This is a genomic window from Paracoccus sp. Arc7-R13, from assembly GCF_004010775.1.
GTDB classification, from domain to species: Bacteria; Pseudomonadota; Alphaproteobacteria; order Rhodobacterales; family Rhodobacteraceae; genus Paracoccus; species Paracoccus marcusii.
This window is the reverse complement of sequence record NZ_CP034810.1, coordinates 2470382-2484612: the sequence shown is the minus strand read 5'-3', so window position 1 is coordinate 2484612 and position 14231 is coordinate 2470382. Positions and strand designations below refer to the sequence as shown.

Genomic DNA, 14231 nt, shown 5'->3' with positions numbered 1-14231 from the left:
TTTTATCGACACGCATGCCCGATAACGGGAAACGGCTGAGTGACAACGACATGGAGGATCTTTCTATGACACGGATCGACCGACGCGGCCTTCTGCGCGGGGCTGCGGCCACGGCTGGCGTGGCGCTGGCCTCTCCCTATCTGGCGCGCGGCGCCATGGCGCAGGGTGCGGGGCAGGTGAACATCTTTGCCTGGGCCGGCTATCTGAACGACGAGATCCTGGGCGCCTTTCAGGAGGCCACGGGCATCACCCCGAATTTCACCCCCTATGGCACCAACGACGAGCTGCTGAACCAGCTGCGTGCCAACAACGGCGCCGGGTTCGACCTGATCTGGCCGACCGTCGACCGCGTCCCGAACTATGTCGAGTTCGGCCTGATCCAGCCGCTGGACGAATCGCGCATCGAGGTCGCCAAGGTCCTGCCCAGTGCCTGGGAGAACTCGGTCAACCTGGGCGCGGTCGTGGACGGCAAGCGGTACCAGGTGCCGACCGACTGGGGCACCGAGGCGATCGCCTTCGATACCGAACAGAACCCGCTGGAATACGGCACCGCGTCCTATGGCGATCTGTGGAAGGACGGCGCGCAGGCGACCGTGCGCGGGCATTCCTCGCTGATCGGCCTGGGCCTGTGGCTGGAGGCCGAGGGCAAGCTGCCGCGGCCGCTGCTGGATGCGTTCACCGATCCCGATGCGCAGATCGAGATCTTCGACGTGATCCTGGCCGAGGCCATCGCGCGCAAGGGCAACATCATCCAGTTCTGGACGAACGAGAACGAGGCCCAGGGCGCGTTCCGCGTCAACGGCGCCACCGTGGGCCAGACCTGGGATTCGACCGCGGCCGCCCTGGCGTCCGAAGGTCTGCCCGTGGGCTTCATCGCGCCCAAGGAAGGCGCGCTGGCCTGGATGGAGGGTCTGTCGATCCCGACGGGGGCCGCGAACCTGGACGGTGCCTATGCCTTCATCAACTGGTTCCTGACGCCCGAGGCCGGCGCGATGTACACCAACGCGACCAAGATCAACTCGACCGCGGTGGGCTCCGATCAGCTGACCTCGGACGAGGCCAAGGCCTTCTTCGCCGCCGCCTATCCGGGCGACGCGCTGGAGAAGCTGTGGTGGTGGCCGATCCAGGAAAGCTGGTACATCACCAAGCGCAACGAGTATCAGGACCGCTTCCTGTCGGCCTGAACCCAACCGGGGGCGGTTTGCGCCGCCCCTCAATTCCTGCAGGAGACACAATGTCCCATTCGGTCGAACTTGCCGGCATCGGCATGACTTTTGGCACCACCCGCGCCGTCAGCGATGTCAGCTTCAAGGTCGAGGCCGGAGAGTTCTTCTCCATCCTGGGGCCGTCGGGCTGCGGCAAGACCACGATCCTGCGCATGATCGCGGGCTTCATAGAGCCGACCGAGGGGCGCGTGCTGATCGGCGACCGGGACATGAAGGGGCTAGGCCCCAACCAGCGCCCGACCGCGATGATCTTTCAGTCGCTGGCCCTGTTCCCGCTGATGTCGGTGCGCGACAACATTGCCTTCGGCCTGGAGGCCCGCGGGGTCGGCCGCGCCGAACGCCGGGCCAAGGCCGACGACCTGCTGCGCCTGATCGCGCTGGAGGGATACGGCGACCGCATGCCGGGCGAACTGTCCGGCGGCCAGCGTCAGCGCGTGGCCATCGCCCGCGCCCTGGCCGTGGAACCGGGCGTCCTGCTGCTGGACGAACCGCTCTCTGCTCTGGACCTGAAGCTGCGCCAGCACATGCGCGCCGAACTGCGCGCCCTGCAGAAGCGCACGGGCGTCACCTTCATCTATATCACCCACGACCAGTCCGAGGCGTTGGCCATGTCCGACCGCGTCGCCGTGATGTCGGCGGGGCTCTTGCAACAGGTCGCCACGCCGCGAGAGTTGTACGACAACCCCGCCACGCCCTTCGTGGCCCGCTTCGTGGGCGAGACGAACGCCATTCCCGGCCGTATCACCGACGTGCAGGCCGGCACCGCCCGGATCGAGACCGACTTGGGCCCGCTGACCGGTCGCGCGGGACAGGGTGCCGCGCCGGGTGTGCAGGGCACGATCTATGTCCGCCCCGAGGCGCTGGTGCCCGGTATCGGCCAAAACCCCCTGCAGGCGCAGATCGAGCGCGTCGATTTCGAAGGCTCCTTTGCGCTGGTCCACGGCCGGTTCGACGGCGGGACGGCGCTGACGGCATCGGTGCCCTCGACGCGGCTGGCCGATGCGCCGGTTCCGGGCAGCCGGGCAGGGTTCGGGTTCGACGCGGGACATGCGGTGGTGCTGGGCGATGGGTGATCTGAAAAACCGTTTCGGACCGGGGCTTTCGACGATATTCCTAATCCTGGTCCTGTTCTGGCTGGCCGTGATGGTCCTGGCCCCGAACCTGATGATGATCGACTATGCCCTGCGACCGAACCTGCCGCCCGCGGCGCTGGGGGGGCCGGACGACACCTATACGCTGTCGAACATCCTGTATCTTGCCGGAGAGCCCACGCACCGCGCGATCTTCCTCAAGACGATCTGGGCCAGCGGCCTGGTGGCGGCGGTGACCTTTGCCGTCTGCTATCCCATCGCCTTCTGGATGGCGCAGCGGGCCACGACGGGGCAGTTGGCCATCGCGATGATGCTGATCATCATCCCCTTCTTCATCAACGAGGTGCTGCGGACGCTGGCTTGGTTCATCATCCTGGCCTATCGCGGGCCGCTGAACGCGGTGCTGACGAATATCGGCCTGATCGACGCACCGATCCGCTGGCAGGGCGACGGAGGCGTGCTGGCGGCGATGGTCTATGCCTATATCCTGTTCATGCTGCTGCCGATCTACAACGCCATCGAATCGCTGGACAAAGCCCAGGTCGAGGCCGCCCGCGACCTGGGCGCGTCGCCCTGGCGCATCCATACCCGCGTGGTGATCCCCCATGCCAAGGCCGGGATCGCGACGGGTTTCGTGTTCACCTTCATGCTGGCCGCCGGCAGCTATGTCGCGCCCGCGCTGCTGGGATCGCCCGGCAGCCGATGGTTCACCGAGATCATCTACAACTGGTTCTTCGAGGGCGGCGACTGGAACCGCGGCGCGGCCTATGCGCTGGTGCTGCTGGTGCTGTGCCTGGCGGTCGTCCTGATCACCTTGCGGCTGTTCCGCGTCAACCTGACGGATGTCGCGAAATGAGGGCGGAACGCATCTTCGGCGCCATGTTCCGGCTGTATCTGATGGTCTTCGCGGCCTATCTGTTCGCACCGCTGATCATCATGGGCGCGGCCAGCTTCAATGAAAGCCGCTTTCCCACGGTGATCCCGTGGCAGGGGACCACGACGGAATGGTTCGCCGCCATGTGGGCGGACGCCGCCATGTGGCAGTCGCTGTGGACATCCGTGCTGGTCGCGGTCTGCGTGGTGGTGATTGTGGTGCCGGTGGGCACGGCGGCGGCGCTGGTCCTGACATCGCTGCATGCGCGGGCGCGCAGCTTTGCCTATGCGGTGATGGTGTCGCCCCTGCTGACGCCGGGGGTGGTGATCGGGATCTCGACCCTGATCCTGTGGCGGCAGATGGGCGTGGGCGGCGGGGTGTTCCTGATCGTGCTGGCGCAGTCGACCTTCATCATCTGCTATGTCATGCTGATGGTCATGGCCCGCCTGCAGCGGTTCGACCGCACGCAGGAGGAGGCGGCCCTGGGTCTCGGCGCCAGCCGCGTGATGGTGTTCCGCCGCGTGACGCTGCCGTTCCTGCGGCCCGCGCTGATCGCATCGGCCGGCCTCGCGGTGCTGCAATCGATCGAGAACTACAACACCACGCTGTTCGTGCGCGGGTTCGAGACGCCCCTGACCGTCTTCATCGCGACCAAGGTCCGCACCGGCCTGACGCCCGCGGTGAACGCGTTGGCGCTGGTCATCATCGTGGCCACGGTCATCGGGGCCATCGCCTATGAGGTCGCGCGGCGCCGGCGCGCGGCCTAGCCGTTCGGCAGGATCAGGTCGGGTGCACGGCTGGCGGTCAGCACCAGTTCCATGTTGGGCAGGTCGTTGGCCTCCAGCTTGGCGCTGGCCTGATCGGCGGGCAGGTCGCGCCAGCGGGCCGTCAGGCGGGCCCGCAGCACAGCTTGCGGCACGTCCAGCATCACGGTCAGCGCGAAATGATGCCCCAGGTCGCGCCAGCCGGGCCGGTCCAGCAGCAGATAGTTCCCCTCGACCAGGATCAGCCGGGCGCTGGCGGGGATCTCACGCGCGGCGGCGCGGCTGATCTCCAGGTCGCGGTCGAATACGGGGACCAGCACGTCGCGGCCGTCATCGGCGGCCAGCCGCTCCAGCATGACCGCAAAGCCGTTCAGGTCGAACGTCCAGGGCGCCCCCTTGCGCGGCAGATCGCCGCGTGCCGACAGCAGCCGGTCGTCCAGGTGATACCCGTCCATCGGCAGCAGCGCCGCCCCCGGCAGATCGGCCAGAAGCGCGTCGGTGACATGGCTCTTGCCCGCGCCCGGAGGGCCCGCCAGGGCGACCATGGTCCGGCCGGGGCCGCGGGCCATTGTCCGCAGGCGCTCTCTCAGGTCGGGAAGATCTGTCGTCGTGGTCATCATGTCACCTTTGAGGGCCTGTCACCGCGATCCTTTTCCGATATTCCGGAACCATTCAAGGCGGCAGTGCCTTGAAGCAGACGACAGGGTCTGGGGCAGGCTTACAAGGGACGCGACGTGGACGAACGGGACGACTGGCACCTGACCGAGGCGCTGCATCATGAACACGGACGCGGCGATCCCTTCGCGGCCGCGGTGCGGGCAACGCGCATGCCGATGATCATCACCAACCCCAGCCTGCCCGACAATCCCATCGTCTTTGCCAATGACGCGTTCCAGCGCCTGACCGGGTACGACCGCGACGAACTGATGGGCCGCAACTGCCGGTTCCTGCAGGGGTCGCAGACAGACCAGGACACGATCCGCCGCCTGCGCGAGGCGGTCGAGAACGGGACCGACATCTCGGTCGATATCCTGAACTATCGCAAGGACGGGACGTCGTTCTGGAATGCGCTGTATCTCAGCCCGGTGCGTGACGATGCGGGCCGCATCCGGTTCTTCTTTGCATCGCAGCTGGACGTCACCGACCGGATCGACGTGCAGTCCCGCATGGCGCGCGAGAAATCGCGGGTCGAGGCCGAGGTGACCCGCCGCGTCGCCGAACTGCGCGATTCGCTGGATGCACAGCGTCTGCTGCTGCACGAGGTCGATCACCGCGTGAAGAACAACATGACCATGATCGGGTCGATCCTGCGCCTGCAGCTGCGCGAGGCGGCGGACAGCGACACGGCCGACATGCTGCGCGCGATGATGACCCGGATCGACGCCTTGGCCACGGTGCATCGCCACCTGTACCAGTCCGACGACGTGACGCGGTTCGACATCGGATCCTACGCCGTCAACCTTGCCTCCGACCTGACGCAAAGCCGGGCCGATTGCGACATCCGCATCCGCGCCGATCTGGGCCGGGCCGAGGTGCCTGCGGGGCAGGCGGCGGCGATCGGGCTGATCGTGAACGAGATCCTGGCGCACATGATCCGCCCCGAGAACGTCGCGAAGGGCCAGGTCTTCGACATCTCGTCGCGGACGACGCCCGCGCGGGTCGAGCTGTCCATCGGCTTCGGACCTCCGGGCCAGGGGGACGCCGAGGCCGATCCGGTCTATTCGCCGTCCGGGGTGAACGAACAGATCATCTCTCGGCTTGCCGCACAGACACGAACGCGCGTGGCCTGGTCCAGGACCGATCAGGGGTCGATTCAGGTCAGCGTCGTCATCGACAAGGAAATTCCATGAACCGCCCCAAGGCGCCGCTGTCGATCCTCGTGGTCGAGGATGAGTTCATCATCGCGATGGACATCGAGATGATGATCGAGGATGCCGGCCATCAGGTGCTGGCCGTGGCATCGTCGCTGCAGGACGTGATGGCCCTGCCCACGGACAAGGCCCCGGACGTCGCGCTGGTGGACATGCAGTTGGCACGCGGCAGCACCGGCCTGCAGGTCAACAGCGCCATCCAGAAGCAGTGGCCCGACACCATCGTGGTCTTTGTCACGGCCAATCCCAAGAAGATCCCCGACGATTTCGACGGCGCGCATGGCGTCATCGCCAAGCCGTTCTCATCGGCGGGGTTCGTCGCCGCGCTGAAATACCTGGAGGAGGGCGTGTGCGATCCGCCCCCCGTGTCGCCCGAACCCGGCAGCTTCGTGGCCTCGCCCGCCTTCGCCGCGCAATGGGGCGTCAGTCCAGGGGAGCGGTGATCACCACCCGCAGACCGGGCGCATTCGTGTCCGACTGCAGCTTGCCGCCCAGCTGCTCGACCAGCGACGCCACCATCCGCATGCCAAAGCCGGTGCCCTTGATGGACCCGTCCGACCCCACGCCGTTGTCGGTCACGGACAACAGCATCCCGTTGCGCGTCTGCGACAGCACGACCGACACCGGGCCGGGCTGGCCGTCATAGGCGTACTTGATGGCATTCGCGACGATCTCGTTGGTCAGCAGGCCGATGCTGACCGCACGGTCCGCCGATACCAGAATTGGCGCGAATTCGGTCTGGATAGCGTCGGCCCATGCCGGGTCCAGCGACGATTTCATGTCACGCAGCAGATCGTCCAGATAGATCGCCAGATCCACGATCTGGGCGCTGTCGTCCTGATAAAGGCGGCGATGGACCAGGCTGACGGCCGACAGTCGGCTTTGCGCCTCGTCCAGCTGGGTGCGGACCAGGGGATCGGCGCCGCGGCCCTGCATGCGCAGGAAGGATGCCACCAGGGCCAGGCTGTTCTGGACGCGGTGGTTGACCTCGCGCAGTAGGAATTCCTTTTGCTGGATCAGGCTCTCGTTCTCGCGCAGCGTGATGGACAGTTCGGCGTTCAGCCGGCGGATGCGTCGCGAGCTGCGGGCTTCCAGCATCAGGCGAACCAGGCGGCTGGCGGCCTCGACCTCGGCGGCGGTCCAGGGGCGCGACTTGCCCCGTACCTCGTCGGACCAGGCCGCAAAGGATGCGCGCGGCTCCAGCGTGGCGCCGGGGACCGTGGGGACGTCCTTGTGCGGGTTGCCGGCCCAGGTCACGACCTGCAGCTTTTCGGCGCGGAACCACATCAGGATCGTCGGCACCTCGGTCGACATGGTGACCGACAGCATGCCGCTGGCAACGTCGCGATAGGCCGCCGCCGCAGGGATCACGCGTTCCAGGTTGGAACTGACAAAGGGGGTGATCGCCGCCGACTGGCGCACATGGTCGGCCAGATGGCGCAGCGCCGCCGGATCGGGGCAGCTGCCCGACGAGAACAGCTCGCTGCCCTGAACGGCGGCAAAGCCGTCGGCGCCCACCAGCTCGGCCAGCGGTCCCGCGGATTGCGCGAAGAACTGGTCCAGCTGGTCGTCAGGACCAAGACGGGCCAGCACGGTATCCTCGTGCGCGCGCAGCCGGATGCGTTCACGGTACAGCACCGTCTCCTCGCGTAGGCGGATCTGGCGGGCTAGGCTGTCGGCCAGGGACTGGCAGGCCAGGCGCGTGGCCAGCGACAGGTCGCGCGGTTCGGGATGGTGGCAGGCGACAAGACCCCATAGCGCCCCGTCCTTGATGATCGACATCGACGCCGATGCACCCACCCCCATGTTGCGCAGATAATGCAGGTGCACCGGAGAGACGCTGCGCAGCATCGAATCGCTGAGGTCGATGGCCTCGATCCCGGGAACGCTGCCGGTGATCGGCTGGACCGGGGCATGCACGTCGGCGATGACCCGCACGCGGTTGCGCACGTAGAGGGCGCGCGCCTGGCGGGGAATGTCGGATGCCGGGAAATGGTGGTTCATGAACGTGCCCATGCCCTCGGCACGGCTTTCGCCCACCACGGCCCCGGCCTCGTCGTCGATGAAGCGATAGATCATCACCCGCGCGTGGCCGGTCAGCTGGCGGAACACGCCCGCCGCGTTCCGCATCAGGTCGGGCAGGGACGACGCCCGCTCTAGCACCGCGTCCAGCGCCTGCATCCGGCCCAGGAAACGTGCATCCAGCGGCGGCTGATCCAGCGCGGGCAGCATCTCGATCACGACATGCGCGCCGCTGCGATAGGCCAGCAGGTCCCAGGATGCCCCGTCGATCATCACGGGTGCCAGGGGAACGGGACCAATATCGGGCAGATCGTCGATTGCATTGCGCAGCACGCCGCCAAGCGCCTGCGACAGGGTCTGGCCGATCATGTCGCGCGTCAGGCCGTCGGCGCGTCCCGCGGCGCCGACGATCCGGCCGTCGCCCGGGTCGACGATCAGAAGGTGGCCATGCGCCTGGATCGATCCGGGAACATGGATCGGTTCGCGGTCGCAGGCAGTCAGATCACGGGCATCGGCAGGGTTGGGCAGGGCTGTGGACATTACGGATTTCTAAGGCGGCCCAGGTCAGCCGTCCAATTGCTTTTCGTTTACCGTTGCGTAAATGCGGTCATGGCGGTCTGGAACACCGCCCGCGCGGCCTTGACCGCCCGCGCGGGGTCCGGGTCCGCGGCATGAAGCCAGTCCAGGAACCGCCGCCACCGGCGCGGATCGCCCGTCTGCAGCGCCAGGTGGGACGCGCCGTGGCCCGTGGTGTACCCCAGGGCCGCCGCCCTGCGCGCGATCAGCGTCGCACCGATGGACGATCCTTCGACCACATACAGCGCACCCGCGACGGCCGCGGCGTCGGGCAGGGCAGGCGAGGCCACCGGGGTCGGGCGCCCTGCGCCAAGGTCCGCCAGATCGCGCGCCGTCGCATCCGACAGCATCACCGGCCGCCAGCCGATCCGGGCGGACCCGGCCTCCAGCAGCGGATCGATGGCGCTGCGAAACGCGTGGCTGCCGCGCAGATAGGCCAGATAGGCCGCCGGGCTGTCCAGCGCGCCCACCTGCGCATCCAGCGTGGCGTGCAGATCGCCGGTGCCGTCGCGAAGGACGCTGCGCAGAACATGCTGGGTCACCGGGGCCTCGGGCGGGTTGGGGCGGCGCGGGGCCGCAATCCGGGGCGCCCTAGCAGATCGGCGGGGCAGGGGCCAGCGGCGGCGGTGCTGGCAAACCGCGGCACCATCCCTATGATGGCGCCACAGGCGCGCCCCCGGGCGACGCGATCACCGATGGAGGCGGAATGAACCAGGACCAGGCACAGGCGCTGTTGCGCGACATGTTCGATGCGGCGGTGGGCGCCGCCGATCCCGCGCAGGTGCTTGCCGATCACCTGCCGCCCAAGCCGCAGGGCCGCTGCATCGTGGTGGGCGCGGGCAAGTCCGCCGCCGCCATGGCCGCCGCGCTGGAGGCCGCCTGGCCCGATGTCGACCTGTCCGGCATCGTGGTCACGCGGCATGGGCACCAGGTTCCGACGCGGCGCATCACCGTGTGCCAGGCGTCCCACCCTGTGCCTGACGCGGCGTCGCAGGATGCCGCCGAACGGATTCTGGCTGCGGCCAAGGCGGCGGGACCGGACGACCTGCTGCTGGCGCTGATCTCGGGCGGGGGGTCGGCGCTGATGGCGGCGCCCGGCGCGCCGCTGACGCTGGAGGACAAGATCGTGGTCAACCGCCTGCTGCTGCGGTCGGGGCTGACGATCGAGGACATGAACCGCGTCCGCCGGCGCCTGTCGGCGATCAAGGGCGGGCGGCTGGCGCAGGCGGCCGCGCCCGCACGGCTGGTGACGCTGGCGATCTCCGATGTGCCGGGCGACGATCCGGCGGCCATCGCGTCCGGTCCGACGGTGCCGGACCCCACCGCCGGACAGGACCTGTCCTGGCTGGTCGACCGGCTTGGCCCGGCCCTGCCGCAGGCGGCGCGTGATCTGCTGATGGCGCCGCCGCAGCCCGCTGCGGCCTTCGACGCCGATTACCGCCTGATCGCCACGCCGCAGATGTCGTTGCTGGCGGCCGCCCGCGTGGCGGAGCGGGCCGGGGTGACACCGGTCCTCTTGGGCGACGCGCTGGAGGGAGAGGCCGCGCAACTGGGCATCGCCATGGCCGGCATCGCCCGCGCGACCGCCGCCCATGGCACCCCCGCCCCGGCCCCCGCGGTCCTGCTGTCGGGCGGAGAGACGACCGTGACCATCGGCCAGGGCGATCCCGGCCGCGGCGGGCGCAACACCGAGTTTCTTCTGTCCCTGGCCGTGGCGTTGCGCGGGCAGCCGGGCATCCACGCGCTTGCCGCGGACACCGACGGCATCGACGGGACCGAGGATGCGGCGGGCGCCATCATCGGCCCCGATCTGCCGCAGCGGGTCGCGGAGTTGGGCCTGGACATGCGTGCGGCCTTGGCGGGGCATGACAGCTACAGCCTGTTCGACGCGACGGACAGCCTGATCCGCACCGGGCCGACGCTGACCAATGTCAACGATTTCCGGGCGGTGCTGGTGGTCCCGGCCGGCTAGGCCAGGATGCCCGGCTGGTCGATGCGCAGCCGTTCCAGGATGTGTTCGATATGGCTTAGATGGTCGCGCAGGGCGCCTGCGGCGGCCTCGGGGTCGCGGGCACGCAGGGCGGCCAGGATTTCCCGATGCTCGATGAACGCGGTCGAGGCGCCGTAGGACAGCGACAGAAAGCGCGCGCGGTCCATGTGGCCCTTGTTGTCGCGCACCAGGTTCCAGACGAATTCCTTGCCCGCCGCCGCGCAGATGTCGCGGTGGAACTGGTCGTCCAGGGCATGGAAATCGCTGCGCCGGTCCTCCCGGCTGGCGGCTTCCTGCAGGTCGATCAGGCGTTCCAGGCCATCCCAGTCCGACGGCTGCAACGTCAGCGCCGCGACCCGCATGGTCGCCTGTTCCAGCGCGCTGCGGATGAAATAGGCCTGCATCACCGCCTCGGTCGAGATCGGGGTGACGGTGGTCGCGCGCTGCGGGCGGATCTGGATGAAGCCCAGCTGCGACAGCCGATAGAAGGCGTCGCGCACCGGTTGGCGCGACACGCCCATCCGGGCCGCGACCTCGGCCTCGGACAGCTTTGCGCCGGGGGGCAGGTCCAGCCCGACGACCCGTGCATAGAGATGCTCGAAGATCTGGTCGGTGACGGTGCGGGGGCGCAGATCCTGCAGCGGTGGCAAGCTGTCCAGTTCCTGAACCGACATGATCATCCCCGCGTTGACCGAACCTGTAAACTAGCATATTAGACGACTAGCGGAATGGCAAGTGAGTCGGAGGGGATCACATGACACTGCTGGACGACGACCGCCTGTTCCCGACCCAGGGCCGCGCCCGCGATCTGGCCCGCGCGCTGTACGAACAGGTGCGCGACCTGTCGATCATCAGCCCACACGGCCATACCGATCCGCGTTGGTTTGCGGAGAACGAGGCGTTTCCCGACCCCGCGCAGCTGTTCGTGACGCCCGACCATTACGTGTTCCGCATGCTGTGTTCGCAGGGGGTGGCGCTGACCGACCTGGGGGTGCCCCGCGCCGATGGCGGGCCGACCGAAACGGATGGGCGGACCATCTGGCGGCTGTTCGCGCGGCATTATCCGCTGTTTCGCGGCACGCCGTCGCGCCTGTGGCTGGACCACAGCTTCCAGCACGTCTTCGGCATTGACCGCCGCCTGTCCGAAGACACGGCCGACTGGTATTACGATCACATCGCCGAGTGCCTGGCCCGACCCGAATTCCGGCCCCGCGCGCTGTTCGACCGTTTCAACATCGAGGCGATCGCCACGACCGAGGCCGCGACCGACGATCTGCGCTGGCACCGGATGATCCGCGACAGCGACTGGGGGGGAAGGGTCATCACCGCCTATCGTGCGGACGGCGTGATCGACCCCGAGATGGCCGGGTTCGTCGACAATGTCGCGCTGATGGGCCAGCAGACCGGGTTCGACACCGCGACCTGGGACGGATACCTGGACGCGCATCGGGCGCGTCGGGCGTTCTTCATCGACCATGGCGCGACGTCCAGCGACCATGGCCACGCCTCGGCCCGGACGGAGGATCTGCCCCGCGACCAGGCCGCTGCGCTGTTCGCCAAGGCCCTGCGCGGCACCTGCACCGCAGAGGAGGCAGACGCGTTCCGCGGCCACATGCTGACCGAGATGGCGCGCATGAGCCTTGACGACGGGCTGGTCCTGCAGATCCACCCCGGGTCGCGCCGCAACCATTCCGACGACGTGCTGGCGATGTTCGGCCGCGACAAGGGCTTCGACATCCCTGGCCGCACGGATTACGTGACCGCGCTGCGGCCGCTGCTGAATGCGGTGGGCATGGACCCGCGCCTGACGGTGATCCTGTTCACGCTGGACGAGACCGCCTATGCCCGCGAACTGGCACCGATGGCCGGGGTCTGGCCCTGCCTGCGGCTGGGTCCGGCCTGGTGGTTCCATGACAGCCCCGAAGGGATGCGCCGCTTTCGCGAGATGACCACGGAAACGGCGGGGTTCTACAACACCGTGGGGTTCAACGACGACACACGCGCCTTCTGTTCGATCCCGGCCCGTCACGACGTGGCGCGCAGGGTCGATTGCGCCTGGCTGGCCGACTTGGTCGCATCGGGACGTCTGGAGGAGGACGAGGCCCCCGAGGTGGCGCGCGACCTGACCTATGGCCTGGCCAAGCGGGCCTACAAGCTTTGAGCATCTGTATCTGGGAGGATAACATGAAACTGCTGATGACAACTTTGGCCGGCCTGCTGGCCTCGGCCAGCTTCGCCACCGCCTGCGAGATCACGCTGCGGTCGTCCGACACCCATCCCGACGGCTATCCGACGGTCGAGGGCGTCAAGGCCATGGCCGAGGAGGTCCGCGAGAAGACCGACGGCCGCATCTGCATTGAGGTGTTCCCGTCGTCCCAGTTGGGCGAGGAGAAGGACACGATCGAGCAGACCCAGTTCGGCGTCATCGACATGGTCCGCGCCAGCTTCGGGTCGTTCAACGACATCGTGCCGGTCACCCAGATCATGTCGCTGCCCTATCTGTTCACGTCCGTCGAGCACAGCCACGCGGTCCTGGACGGTCCCATCGGCGAGGAGATCGCCGCCGCGTTCGAGGAGCGCGATCTGGTGGCACTGGCCTGGTATGATGGCGGGGCGCGCAGCTTCTACAACTCGCAGCGGCCGATCCAGTCGATCGCCGACCTCGAGGGGATGAAGTTCCGCGTCATGCAGAACGACGTGTTCGTCGACATGATGGATGCGCTTGGCGCCAACGCCACGCCGATGCCCTATGGAGAGGTCTATTCCAGCATCCAGACCGGCGTGATCGACGGGGCCGAGAACAACTTTCCCAGCTATGACAGCTCGGGCCACGCCGAGGTCGCCAAGTATTTCACCCTGGACGAGCACCTGATCGTTCCCGAACTGGTCGCGATGTCCAAGACCAGCTGGGACAAGCTGACCCCCGAGGATCAGGCGATCCTGCGCGAGGCGGCGCAGAATTCCTCGACCCTGCAGCGCGAGCTGTGGGCGGCGCAGGAACAGGAATCGCTGGACAAGGTGACCGCCGCCGGTGCCGAGGTCATCACCGAGATCGACAAGACCCCGTTCATCGAGGCGATGGTGCCCGTCTACGACAAGTACGTGACCACCCCCGAGAACAAGGACCTGGTCGAACGCATCCGCGCGACCCAGTGACATCACGCCGCCCGCGGACCTCGCGGGCGGCCTTTTCTTTTCCGGGGGATGCGCGATGCGCGAGGGGATGATCAGATTTGCCACGCTGACCGGCGCGGTCGCGCAGGCGGCCTTGTGGCTGGCGGGAATCGGGCTGGTCCTGATGACCGCCTTTGTCTTTGCGCAGGTGTTCTTCCGTTACGTGATGGGGTCCAGCCTGTTCTGGGCCGAACCGGCCGCCGTCATGCTGATGGGCTGGTTCATCTTCCTGGGCGCCGCCGTGGGGGTCAAGGAAGGCTATCACCTGTCGTTCGATGTGGGCCTGATGGTCGTGCCGGAAAGCTGGCGGCCGTGGTTCCACAGCCTGTCCGACGTGGTCGTGACGGCCTTCGGCTTCGGCATGGCGTGGTTCGGCTGGCAACTGGCGGCGCGCGCGGCCAGCGGCGTGGTGCCGGGCATCGGCATTTCGCGCCTGTGGGATTTCGCGCCGCTGATCGGGGGCGGCATCCTGCTGATGCTGTTTTCGGTCGAACGCATCCTGCGCCGCGCGGCGGGGCTGAAGACGATGCGCTTTGGTGACATGGACGATGCCGCGGACGGCGTCGTCGACGGCGCGCCGGGTGCGGTGCGCGCCGATGACCTTCTGGACGGCAAGGCTGCGCGCCCCCGCGAAAGGACCTGA

14 protein-coding genes are annotated in these 14231 nt (G+C 67.9%); 10 read left to right on the top strand and 4 right to left on the bottom strand.

What is annotated here, in order from left to right; translation table 11 throughout:
* The first annotated feature begins 65 nt into the window (after positions 1-65).
* From EOJ32_RS12375 to EOJ32_RS12360, 4 genes are read left to right on the top strand one after another with little or no spacing between them, the layout of a single operon-like run.
* Complete coding sequence (locus EOJ32_RS12375; protein WP_045981663.1) at positions 66-1184, top strand: extracellular solute-binding protein; 1119 nt, start codon at positions 66-68, stop codon at positions 1182-1184.
* A 50-nt stretch (positions 1185-1234) separates the two neighbouring features.
* Positions 1235-2299, top strand: a complete 1065-nt coding sequence (locus EOJ32_RS12370; RefSeq protein ID WP_127898758.1) for an ABC transporter ATP-binding protein — start codon at positions 1235-1237, stop codon at positions 2297-2299.
* Positions 2292-3173 (top strand): ABC transporter permease, encoded by an 882-nt coding sequence (locus EOJ32_RS12365; RefSeq protein WP_127898757.1) that lies wholly within the window; start codon positions 2292-2294, stop codon positions 3171-3173. Before EOJ32_RS12370 ends, EOJ32_RS12365 begins: the two co-directional genes overlap by 8 nt.
* A complete protein-coding gene (locus tag EOJ32_RS12360; protein WP_127898756.1) occupies positions 3170-3958 on the top strand; it encodes an ABC transporter permease in 789 nt (262 codons plus the stop codon). The genes EOJ32_RS12365 and EOJ32_RS12360 overlap by 4 nt, the downstream gene beginning before the upstream one ends.
* Here EOJ32_RS12360 and EOJ32_RS12355 read toward each other — a convergent pair.
* Positions 3955-4572, bottom strand: a complete 618-nt coding sequence (locus EOJ32_RS12355; protein ID WP_127898755.1) for a nucleoside/nucleotide kinase family protein — start codon at positions 4570-4572, stop codon at positions 3955-3957. The two genes, EOJ32_RS12360 and EOJ32_RS12355, sit on opposite strands and share 4 nt — an antisense overlap.
* A 117-nt stretch (positions 4573-4689) precedes the next feature.
* Here EOJ32_RS12355 and EOJ32_RS12350 point away from each other — a divergent pair, with 117 nt between their 5' ends.
* A complete protein-coding gene (locus tag EOJ32_RS12350; protein ID WP_127898754.1) occupies positions 4690-5805 on the top strand; it encodes a PAS domain-containing protein in 1116 nt (371 codons plus the stop codon).
* A complete protein-coding gene (locus EOJ32_RS12345; protein ID WP_127898753.1) occupies positions 5802-6269 on the top strand; it encodes a response regulator in 468 nt (155 codons plus the stop codon). Before EOJ32_RS12350 ends, EOJ32_RS12345 begins: the two co-directional genes overlap by 4 nt.
* On the opposite strand, the gene EOJ32_RS12340 is transcribed toward EOJ32_RS12345, so the two are convergent.
* Entirely contained in the window at positions 6250-8388 is a 2139-nt protein-coding gene (locus EOJ32_RS12340) for a histidine kinase dimerization/phosphoacceptor domain -containing protein (RefSeq protein WP_127898752.1), read from the bottom strand. The genes EOJ32_RS12345 and EOJ32_RS12340 overlap by 20 nt on opposite strands.
* A gap of 47 nt (positions 8389-8435) precedes the next feature.
* Positions 8436-8966, bottom strand: a complete 531-nt coding sequence (locus tag EOJ32_RS12335) for a biliverdin-producing heme oxygenase (RefSeq protein WP_127898751.1) — start codon at positions 8964-8966, stop codon at positions 8436-8438.
* Positions 8967-9130: 164 nt separating this feature from the next.
* Here EOJ32_RS12335 and EOJ32_RS12330 point away from each other — a divergent pair, with 164 nt between their 5' ends.
* Positions 9131-10396 carry a glycerate kinase gene (locus EOJ32_RS12330; protein WP_127898750.1) on the top strand — a complete coding sequence of 422 codons (1266 nt, stop codon included), beginning with the start codon at positions 9131-9133 and terminating at the stop codon, positions 10394-10396.
* Here EOJ32_RS12330 and EOJ32_RS12325 read toward each other — a convergent pair.
* Positions 10393-11088: a GntR family transcriptional regulator gene (locus EOJ32_RS12325; RefSeq protein WP_127898749.1), complete on the bottom strand. Its 696-nt coding sequence runs from the start codon at positions 11086-11088 to the stop codon at positions 10393-10395. The two genes, EOJ32_RS12330 and EOJ32_RS12325, sit on opposite strands and share 4 nt — an antisense overlap.
* Positions 11089-11168: 80 nt before the next feature.
* Here EOJ32_RS12325 and uxaC point away from each other — a divergent pair, with 80 nt between their 5' ends.
* The 3 genes from uxaC (at position 11169) to EOJ32_RS12310 (ending at position 14231) form a co-directional block, all read left to right on the top strand.
* Complete coding sequence (uxaC, locus tag EOJ32_RS12320; protein ID WP_127898748.1) at positions 11169-12575, top strand: glucuronate isomerase; 1407 nt, start codon at positions 11169-11171, stop codon at positions 12573-12575.
* A 23-nt stretch (positions 12576-12598) separates the two neighbouring features.
* Positions 12599-13570, top strand: a complete 972-nt coding sequence (locus tag EOJ32_RS12315) for a TRAP transporter substrate-binding protein (protein WP_045981674.1) — start codon at positions 12599-12601, stop codon at positions 13568-13570.
* Between the two features lie 67 nt (positions 13571-13637).
* Complete coding sequence (locus tag EOJ32_RS12310; protein WP_232303234.1) at positions 13638-14231, top strand: TRAP transporter small permease; 594 nt, start codon at positions 13638-13640, stop codon at positions 14229-14231.